The organism is Peribacillus sp. P4_C12, from assembly GCF_056402095.1.
This window is the reverse complement of record NZ_JBFUIB010000139.1, coordinates 1-8,613: the sequence shown is the minus strand read 5'-3', so window position 1 is coordinate 8,613 and position 8,613 is coordinate 1. Positions and strand designations below refer to the sequence as shown.

Here is an 8,613-nt window from a genome sequence, read left to right as displayed (position 1 = left end):
TGGCTGAAACAGCCTCAACGTTTGCAGAGATGGTCGTTTCGGATGCAGCAGTGAAAGAAGCGACAAATGAGGAAGAAAAGCTGATTCTTTTAGAAGATAAAATTCAACGCTCTGTGTCATTGTTGATGAATATCCATGCTCGTTTCTTATTTGAGACAAGATTTTACGATGAGAGAAAACAGGGATATGTCAGTGCCGAACGCTTAAATGAACTAATGGTTGAAGCGCAAAAAGAAGCCTATGGTGATGCGCTAAGTGAGTATAATCCAACGTTTTGGGCTTCAAAGCTTCATTTCTATATTACAGGTGTACCGTTTTATAATTTCCCATACACATTCGGATTCTTGTTCTCATTAGGCATTTACGCGAATGCGCTTAAAGAACCTTCTGGGTTTGAAGAAAAATATATTGCTTTACTAAAGGACACCGGTTCCATGAAGGTCGAGGACTTGGCAGAGAAACATTTAGGCGTGGATTTAACTACCCGTGATTTTTGGGAAGAAGCGGTTACTGCCTGTCTGGAGGATGTCGAAGAGTTCATGCGTTTGACCGATCCTCTCGTTCAAAAAGCATAAACTTGGTCTAGTTAAAATAAGAACAAAAAAGCGGATGTCCGGTTTAGGACATCCGCTTTCCCATTTACACTTTTTTCAGTTTAAATGGACTGACCATAAGTAATGATAATATAATCATGAGGGATAAGAAAAAGACCGGGTGAAGATAAGGAATGGCTAAATAACTAACGGTGGCTAAACAGCCTGCAACGGTAATCGGAACGCCGGTAAAATATCCATTGCTTTCACTGATGTTAAAACGGGCTAGACGAAATGCGCCACAGCCGATGTAAAAAACCGTAAATAGTGTGCCTGGAGCTCCGAATTCTATTAAAATTCCTTGGTATAATAATAGAGCTGGTGCAACGCCAAAAGAAATAATATCGCACATGGAATCAAGTTGCTTACCTAATTCCGATTCAATGTTAAACTTCCTGGCAACCATACCGTCAAAGCGATCTGCAAGGGCAGCTAGGAAAATTAAAAGCAAGCTTAAATTCAATTCGCCGTGCATTACGGCAATTATTGCAAATCCACCAAGGGATAAATTCATTAAAGTAAGTATATTTGCTGTTTGGGCTTTCACTTTTTTAATGGTTTGATCTAGGGCGTGTAATAAAAACATCTTTTCACTCCTTTCAAATAAAACAAATAAAAACAAAATATAGTAAACATAAGTATTTATTATATAATAATATTTTATTTAACACAATTTATGCAAGGGGTTTTAGAATTATTTTACAATTTGGAGTGGTTTTATTTGTATCAATCTTTTTATCGTATTCTTATTGAACTGACGAATGGAAGGTATTCGTCAGGTATATTAAAGCATTTTAGCCAATCTCGTTGGAGTAAGCCGTTGATTTTATTTTATGTAAAAACGTTTAACCTTAATCAACAAGAATTTGGTAAGGACTTAAAAACTTACAACAATCTGCATGAGTTATTTACAAGACACCTAAAGCGGGAGGCAAGGCCAATTACGGTGGAATCTTCTGCAGTAGCATGTCCTGTAGATGGTGTGCTCGAGGATGCAGGGGAAATTCGAGCGGATAAAAAAATTGTAGTAAAAGGGAAAGTATATTCGATAGAGGAAATGCTAGGGGATGCGCTTTTATTAGAAAAGTACCTAGGTGGTAAATATCTCGTGTTATACTTAAGCCCGAGTCATTATCATAGGATTCATGCGCCTATTTCGGGTTCTGTGGTAAAACGCTGGACGCTTGGAAAGAAATCTTACCCTGTTAATAAATGGGGAATGAAATATGGAAAAGAGCCATTATCGAAAAATTATCGTACAATAACAGAGCTTCAAAATGAGGCGGGATGTTTAGCAATGGTGAAAGTCGGTGCCATGTATATTAATTCCATCGTTATTACTGATGAATCGAATCACTTAGAAAAAGGACAGGAATTTTCTTATTTCAGTTTTGGGTCAACAGTCGTGATGCTTTTTGAGAAAAACAGTTATCAACTCGATGAAAACTTATCGATTCCCGCTGATGTCCGTGTCGGTGAAAAGATTGGGTACATGAGAGTCGTTTAATAATCATCAAATAAAAATAAGAAGGCTGACATGTTTTGTCAGCCTATGTATTTCATTTTATAATATTGATCGGATTTTATGTGTCAAAGATCTTCGATGAATTTCCGTTTCTATGAGGCGGATGAAATCGGTACTTAACTTTAAATATTGCGCTTTAAAATAGGATTCCAGCAACAGATCATCAGATAGTTTTTGCATCAGAACGCCATTTACGGCTGCTCACCTCCAGTAGGGATTGCGAGGAATATTTTTGTAATTACTTGCATATATTAGTAGGTCATCCATGATGTACCCCTACTGTATCARAAATAAACGTAGAGAACAATCGTTCTGTTATCCACAGATGAAAGTGGATAACCTGTGGTTAAGTTGTTTACAAGGTGAACGAATAGATACACAACAGTATGGAAAATGTTAGTAAAGTTATCCACAGGTCAGGTTAATGAAATTTTTGTCGAATTCTTTTAGTAATAATTAGTTCTTTCGTCTGTTCAGACAGTTGGATTTTCTAGTCTTTTCGAAAAATGCCTTTCCATATTAGAAAACTTACATTATGATGATTTTTTACCGATAGCCCTTCGTTCCTAATTTTTTTTGAAAGTAAGCCAAAAATTCGATATGATGGAGACGGTAAATTTTATGAAAATTATAGAGGTGTCAATATGCTTAAATTATTTTTGCCGAGTGAACATGTTAAAAGCATTTTTAATATAGATCCTCAAGATTTGAAAAAAAGAGGGATTAAGGGAGTTATTACTGATTTAGACAATACACTCGTTGAATGGGACAGGCCGACCGCTACCCCTGATTTAATCAAATGGTTTGACAATATGCGGGACCATGGGATTTTAGTGACGATTGTGTCCAATAATAATGAAAAACGGGTACGTGCTTTTTCCGATCCGCTTCATATTCCATTTATTTTTCAGGCTAGAAAGCCGATGGCGAAAGCTTTCCATAAAGCCCGTAAGGCGATGGGATTGAAGGTAGAGGAAACAGTGGTAATCGGCGATCAGTTATTGACGGATGTATTGGGCGGAAATAGAGGTGGGTTTCATACCATCCTAGTGGTCCCTGTCGCACAGACTGACGAATTCAGAACGAAAATCAATCGTTATTTTGAAAGAAAGATTATGGCGTTTTTTAAACGAAAAGGAATGATAGAATGGGAGGAGCACAATTGAACAATCATCAAGAATTAGTGTGCATCGGCTGCGGCGTTAAGGTCCAGACGGAAGATCCGAAGGAATTAGGCTTTGCGCCTAAATCAGCACTTGAAAAAGAGAGCATTGTTTGTCAGCGTTGCTTTAAACTGAAACATTATAACGAAGTTCAGGATGTTTCCTTAACAGACGATGACTTCTTGAAAATCTTGAATAAAGTAGGCGAAACCGATTCATTAATCGTCAAAATCGTCGATATTTTTGATTTCAATGGAAGCTGGCTGCCGGGCCTTCATCGCTTTGTAGGCAGAAATGATGTTCTCTTAATTGGGAATAAGGTGGACTTACTGCCCAAATCAGTAAAGCCGAACAAATTGATTAATTGGATGAAACAATCTTCGAAGGAACTGGGATTGAATCCGGTTGATGTTCTCCTTGTCAGTGCCGAAAAAGGAAAGCATATTCTTGAAGCTGCTGATGCGATTGAACGGTATCGTCAGGATAAAGATGTCTATGTTGTTGGCTGTACGAATGTTGGTAAATCGACTTTCATCAACCGTCTTATTAAAGAAGTGAGTGGTGAAGGGGATATCATCACGACTTCTCATTTTCCAGGCACAACTTTGGATATGATTGAAATTCCTCTAGATGATGGACATGCCTTGATCGATACACCAGGAATCATTAATCATCATCAAATGGCTCATTATGTAGATAAACGTGATTTCAAGGTGATTATGCCGAAGAAGGAAATCAAGCCGAGAGTGTATCAGCTGAATGAAGAGCAAACGCTATTTTTCGGCGGTTTGGCTCGGTTGGACTATGTTTCGGGTGGCAGACGCTCGCTGACTTGCTATCTTTCGAATGAATTAAATATCCACCGGACAAAACTGGAAAAAGCGGATGAATTATATAAAAATCATGCAGGAGAATTGCTGACGCCTCCGCGTCCTGAACAGATGGAAGAATTTCCGAAGCTTGTTCCTCATGAATTCTCCTTAAAAGATGGTAAAATGGATATTGTGTTTTCAGGCCTTGGCTGGGTAACTGTCAATGAACCAGGTGCGAAGATCGTTGCGCACGTTCCAAAAGGTGTGAACGTCATAGTTCGTAAATCATTAATCTAAATATAGGGGTCGTCTGTCTATGAATAAGATATATGGGGTAATAGGAGATCCAATTGCGCATTCGATGTCTCCGGACATTCATAATGATGCATTTGAAAAAGAAAATATAGAAGCGGTTTATCACCATTTTCATGTAAAACCAGAGAGCTTGATTGAAGCGGTACAGGGTATGAAAGCCCTTGGTGTAGCAGGGTTTAACATCACGATTCCTCATAAAACTACGGTCATCCCACTTCTTGATGAAGTAGATGAGCTGGCCCTTGCAATTGGAGCGGTTAATACAGTTATTAACGAAAATGGACGATTTATAGGGTATAATACAGACGGAATAGGATTTTATAAATCTTTATGCGATGAAATATCAGGTGACATTAAGGCTAAAAAAACGTTAGTGATCGGAGCGGGCGGTGCTGCACGTGCGATTTATTTTACACTTGTAAAAGAAGGTGTAAAGCACGTTGATATTGCAAACCGGACAAAGGAAACAGCAGCCCACCTTGTTTCTGATTGCCCATATGATAAAGAATCAAAGGCGCTCACGATTGCCGAAGCGGAAGAAAGCTTATCACAATATGATTTAATCATCCAAACAACTTCTTCTGGAATGAGTCCGCACATTGAACATTCTCCGTTGAAGTTGGACCAATTGAAGGCTGATGCATTTGTCAGTGACATCATCTATAACCCTTTGCAAACGAAATTGCTTCGTGAAGCGAGGGAAAAAGGGGCGGAAACGCAAAATGGTGTTGGTATGTTTGTCTACCAGGGTGCGCTCGCTTTTGAGATATGGACGGGCATCATGCCTAATACAGCAAGAATGACAGATATTGTCTCGAACAAACTAGGAGGTAACACATGTTAACAGGTAAACAGAAAAGATTTTTACGATCAAAGGCCCATCACCTAAATCCAATTTTTCAAGTTGGAAAAGGCGGGGTTAATGAAAATCTCATTAAACAAATTGGTGAGGCGCTAGAAGTACGCGAACTAATCAAGGTTAGCATATTGCAAAACTGTGAAGAAGACCGTAATGATGTGGGTCTTGCATTATCAAAAGGGGCAAGAGCAGAATTGGTTCAAATTATCGGTAACACAATTGTGTTATATAAAGAATCAAAAGAAAACAAACAACTTAAACTACCTTAAGGAACCTATCTATGAAAAAAATTGGAATTCTTGGCGGTACATTCAATCCTCCTCATATCGGTCATTTAATTATAGCTAATGAAGTGCTGGATGCTCTAGAGTTAGATGAAATTAGATTCATGCCAAATCATGTTCCTCCTCACAAGGAAAAAACGGAGGAAGTAACCGATATGGACAGGTTGGCTATGTTGGAAAATGCCATAGCTGGACACCCATCTTTTTATATTGAGGATATTGAAATAGAAAGAAAAGGCACATCCTATACGTATGATACGATTAAATTGCTGAAAGAACGCGAACCAAGCAATGAATTTTATTTTATAATAGGTGCAGATATGATTGAGTATTTACCTAATTGGCACCGGATCGACGAGCTTATGCACCTAGTCAATTTTGTCGGAGTGAAACGTCCCGGCTATAATGAAAAGACAGAATATCCAATCACGATGGTGAAGGTTCCACAAATGTTCATTTCTTCCTCTATGATACGAAGGAAATTGCGAACAGGAAAAACCGTGAAATATTTAATAGCAGATCCAGTGGTGAAGTATATTAAAGGGAATGGTTTATATGAATCGTGAGAAAGCATTAGCGCTCGTCAAAGAACAAATAACCGAGCGCAGGTATATTCATACGTTGGGCGTGGTCGAGTCAGCAAAAGAACTTGCCGAACTGTATGGGGCAGATGTCAAAAAAGCGGAACTGGCAGCTATTTTCCACGATTACGCAAAATTTCGTCCAAAAGAGGAAATGGAGCAAATAATAATCTCTGAAAAAATGGCGCCAGATTTACTTGAATTCAATATGGAACTGTGGCATGCTCCTGTAGGGGCTTATCTGGTAGAAAAAGAAGCCGGTATCACTGACCGTGAAATATTGGATGCGATTGCCTATCACACATCAGGCAGGGTCGGTATGAGCCTTTTGGATAAGGTCGTATATCTTGCTGACTATATTGAGCCTGGGCGTTCTTTTCCTGGAGTCGACGAAGTAAGGCAGACAGCAAAGGAAAGCTTGGATCGTGCTGTCATTCAAGCTTTAAGGAATACAGTTGTATTTTTAATGAAAAGAAATCAGGCAATTTACCCTGATACATTTAAGACATATAATGATTTAATCATGAATTTGAAGGAGAAGATGTAATGACTGAACGTGAACTTCTTGTAATTGCAGCAAAAGCGGCGGACGATAAAAGAGCGGAGGATATCGTTGCTCTAAATATGCAAGGTATTTCTTTGGTGGCGGATTACTTTTTAATCTGTCATGGTAATTCTGAAAAACAAGTACAAGCTATAGCTCGAGAAATGAAGAGCAAAGCAGACGAATCAGGGATCAATGTAAAACGCCTTGAAGGTTTTGAGGAAGCGAAATGGGTACTTGTAGACCTTGGAGATGTTGTAGCCCACATTTTCCATAAGGATGAAAGAAATTATTATAACCTTGAACGTTTATGGGGAGATGCACCTTTTGAAGATCTAGAGAGTGAATTGACTCCATGACTTACGAACGCTTTGCCTATGTATACGATGAATTGATGAAGGACGCTCCCTATGAAAAATGGCTGATGATCCTGACGGCGAAGCTGGAACAGTACGGAATTGGTGGAAGGAAAGTCCTGGACTTAGCATGCGGCACAGGAGAAATAACAGTAGAACTGGCGCAGCATGGATTTGATGTATCTGGTGTAGATTTGTCTGATGAAATGTTGATGGTTGCCAATGAGAAAGCGGCGAAGCTAGGGTTATCGATTCCCTTTTTTCAGCAGAATATGGCAGAACTCGAAGGGCTTGGTCTATATGACTGTGTCACGATTTTTTGTGATTCGTTGAACTATCTACGTGAGGAAGCGGATATTGCAAAAACGTTCTCCAGGGTGCATGAACATCTGAAGGATGGCGGATTATTTTTGTTTGATGTTCATACTATTTATAAGATGGAAGAAATCTTTCACAATAATACGTTTGCCGTCAATGATGAAGAGGTCTCCTATATTTGGGATTGCTTCCCGGGTGAAGAAGCATACAGTGTTGAACATGATTTAAGTTTTTTCGTGAGGGACAATGATAGTGGCTTGTACGACCGTTTTGATGAGTTGCATTATCAGCGTACCTATCCGGTAGAGCAATATAAAAAATGGTTGCAACAAGCAGGTTTTGAAGTTTCTGAACTTCTGGCGGACCTTGAAGAAGCACCGGTCGGTAAAGAAACCGAAAGAATCTTATTTGTAGCAAGAAAATAAATTAAGGGGTCAGGCCTCCTATCGTACAACACTGTGCGAAAGGAGGCCTGACCCTTTATTTTTTTATATTTTTAGAAGGAGAATAGATTTTGGATGCGAATATTAATAAGGATGGCCAAATTGTTTTTCAACCTCGTGAAGATCTTCTGCGAATTTTTCGTGTGTCGCTTGAAACAGATGATGAAACATTTCTCCGGTTTCAGCTTCTAAAACCTTAATTCCTTCCCCTGTGATCCCACCTTTTACGCAAACCTTTTCCTGTAAGGTCGGTAATGTGTAAACTCCCTTACCAAGCAATTCACCTAACCCAATCAGCATGTTCTCGGTCAAAGTCGTTGCGGTTTCTTTATCTATCTTCGTTGTTTGACATGCGGCTTCAATAAAAGCTTGTGCTAAAAAGCTAAAGAAGGCAGGTCCGCAGCTTACAATGTCGGAAGCTACCCGGGTGATATCATTTTCAATGATGACCGGTGCCGATATGGCAGATGCCAGATTAAATAAGGATTGCTGTGTCTCTTTGCTGCACCCTTTGCTGAAGCTCAGTAACGATACCCCTGATCCCACACGGTTCGTTATGCTTGGGATAAAACGGGCGCATGGAGCATTCACTTCTGATTCAAGCTGTGCCACTGAAAGCGGGCTTGTAATGGAGATAAGTAGTTGTTCTCTTTTTATATGGTGTTTGATGCCCTGTAAAAGGCTGTGAATTTGTAATGGTTTTACGCAGAGAAAAATAAAGTCTGCCTGTTGGACGATCTCGGCGGCGCTTTTCGCTACCTCGATACCGGGATGCTTTTCTTTCAGCACCAATGCTTTGGAGAGCGTTCTATTTGTAATG

Annotated in this window: 13 protein-coding genes; 10 read left to right on the top strand and 3 right to left on the bottom strand. The window is 39.4% G+C overall.

All coding sequences use genetic code 11. From position 1 onward, the window contains the following. Positions 1-575: M3 family metallopeptidase (locus AC1DUW_RS16180; protein ID WP_477642961.1), on the top strand; the 575-nt coding region annotated here is incomplete at its 5' end. A 64-nt stretch (positions 576-639) separates the two neighbouring features. Here the strand turns inward: AC1DUW_RS16180 and pssA are convergent. After that, entirely contained in the window at positions 640-1,179 is a 540-nt protein-coding gene (pssA, locus tag AC1DUW_RS16175; protein WP_053347032.1) for a CDP-diacylglycerol--serine O-phosphatidyltransferase, read from the bottom strand. A 135-nt stretch (positions 1,180-1,314) separates the two neighbouring features. On the opposite strand from pssA, the gene AC1DUW_RS16170 reads away from it, so the two are divergent. Beyond that, complete coding sequence (locus tag AC1DUW_RS16170; RefSeq protein WP_053347031.1) at positions 1,315-2,100, top strand: phosphatidylserine decarboxylase; 786 nt, start codon at positions 1,315-1,317, stop codon at positions 2,098-2,100. A 57-nt stretch (positions 2,101-2,157) separates the two neighbouring features. Here the strand turns inward: AC1DUW_RS16170 and AC1DUW_RS16165 are convergent, their stop codons facing one another. After that, positions 2,158-2,298, bottom strand: coding sequence for a sporulation histidine kinase inhibitor Sda (locus AC1DUW_RS16165; protein WP_082527682.1), 141 nt, complete (start codon positions 2,296-2,298; stop codon positions 2,158-2,160). A 464-nt stretch (positions 2,299-2,762) separates the two neighbouring features. Between AC1DUW_RS16165 and AC1DUW_RS16160 the strand changes: the two genes are divergently transcribed. Genes AC1DUW_RS16160 through AC1DUW_RS16125 form a run of 8 tightly spaced genes read left to right on the top strand, consistent with a single transcriptional unit; the run spans position 2,763 to position 7,775 of the window. Then, a complete protein-coding gene (locus tag AC1DUW_RS16160) occupies positions 2,763-3,284 on the top strand; it encodes a YqeG family HAD IIIA-type phosphatase (RefSeq protein ID WP_053347030.1) in 522 nt (173 codons plus the stop codon). Continuing rightward, positions 3,281-4,390, top strand: a complete 1,110-nt coding sequence (gene yqeH / locus AC1DUW_RS16155) for a ribosome biogenesis GTPase YqeH (protein ID WP_376183085.1) — start codon at positions 3,281-3,283, stop codon at positions 4,388-4,390. The genes AC1DUW_RS16160 and yqeH overlap by 4 nt, the downstream gene beginning before the upstream one ends. 19 nt (positions 4,391-4,409) lie before the next feature. After that, a complete protein-coding gene (aroE, locus tag AC1DUW_RS16150; protein ID WP_053347028.1) occupies positions 4,410-5,252 on the top strand; it encodes a shikimate dehydrogenase in 843 nt (280 codons plus the stop codon). Then, positions 5,246-5,536: a ribosome assembly RNA-binding protein YhbY gene (gene yhbY / locus AC1DUW_RS16145; protein WP_477642960.1), complete on the top strand. Its 291-nt coding sequence runs from the start codon at positions 5,246-5,248 to the stop codon at positions 5,534-5,536. Before aroE ends, yhbY begins: the two co-directional genes overlap by 7 nt. Positions 5,537-5,547: 11 nt before the next feature. Further along, positions 5,548-6,117, top strand: a complete 570-nt coding sequence (locus tag AC1DUW_RS16140) for a nicotinate-nucleotide adenylyltransferase (protein ID WP_053347026.1) — start codon at positions 5,548-5,550, stop codon at positions 6,115-6,117. Then, positions 6,107-6,679, top strand: coding sequence for a bis(5'-nucleosyl)-tetraphosphatase (symmetrical) YqeK (gene yqeK, locus AC1DUW_RS16135; protein WP_477642959.1), 573 nt, complete (start codon positions 6,107-6,109; stop codon positions 6,677-6,679). The genes AC1DUW_RS16140 and yqeK overlap by 11 nt, the downstream gene beginning before the upstream one ends. After that, positions 6,679-7,035 carry a ribosome silencing factor gene (rsfS, locus tag AC1DUW_RS16130; RefSeq protein WP_053347024.1) on the top strand — a complete coding sequence of 119 codons (357 nt, stop codon included), beginning with the start codon at positions 6,679-6,681 and terminating at the stop codon, positions 7,033-7,035. Before yqeK ends, rsfS begins: the two co-directional genes overlap by 1 nt. Then, positions 7,032-7,775, top strand: a complete 744-nt coding sequence (locus AC1DUW_RS16125; RefSeq protein ID WP_056528588.1) for a class I SAM-dependent DNA methyltransferase — start codon at positions 7,032-7,034, stop codon at positions 7,773-7,775. Before rsfS ends, AC1DUW_RS16125 begins: the two co-directional genes overlap by 4 nt. Positions 7,776-7,877: 102 nt before the next feature. On the opposite strand, the gene comER is transcribed toward AC1DUW_RS16125, so the two are convergent. Then, a partial coding sequence (gene comER, locus AC1DUW_RS16120; RefSeq protein WP_477642958.1) for a late competence protein ComER occupies positions 7,878-8,613 on the bottom strand: 736 nt, incomplete at its 5' end.

What these genes read in the sequence shown, in the direction of transcription:
- yqeK (WP_477642959.1), top strand. Translation starts at nt 6,107, where the DNA reads ATGAATCGTGAGAAAGCATTAGCGCTCGTCAAAGAACAAATAACCGAG.
- yhbY (WP_477642960.1), top strand. Translation starts at nt 5,246, where the DNA reads ATGTTAACAGGTAAACAGAAAAGATTTTTACGATCAAAGGCCCATCAC.
- pssA (WP_053347032.1), bottom strand. Translation starts at nt 1,179, where the DNA reads ATGTTTTTATTACACGCCCTAGATCAAACCATTAAAAAAGTGAAAGCC.
- AC1DUW_RS16160 (WP_053347030.1), top strand. Translation starts at nt 2,763, where the DNA reads ATGCTTAAATTATTTTTGCCGAGTGAACATGTTAAAAGCATTTTTAAT.
- AC1DUW_RS16125 (WP_056528588.1), top strand. Translation starts at nt 7,032, where the DNA reads ATGACTTACGAACGCTTTGCCTATGTATACGATGAATTGATGAAGGAC.
- aroE (WP_053347028.1), top strand. Translation starts at nt 4,410, where the DNA reads ATGAATAAGATATATGGGGTAATAGGAGATCCAATTGCGCATTCGATG.
- AC1DUW_RS16140 (WP_053347026.1), top strand. Translation starts at nt 5,548, where the DNA reads ATGAAAAAAATTGGAATTCTTGGCGGTACATTCAATCCTCCTCATATC.
- AC1DUW_RS16165 (WP_082527682.1), bottom strand. Translation starts at nt 2,298, where the DNA reads ATGCAAAAACTATCTGATGATCTGTTGCTGGAATCCTATTTTAAAGCG.
- rsfS (WP_053347024.1), top strand. Translation starts at nt 6,679, where the DNA reads ATGACTGAACGTGAACTTCTTGTAATTGCAGCAAAAGCGGCGGACGAT.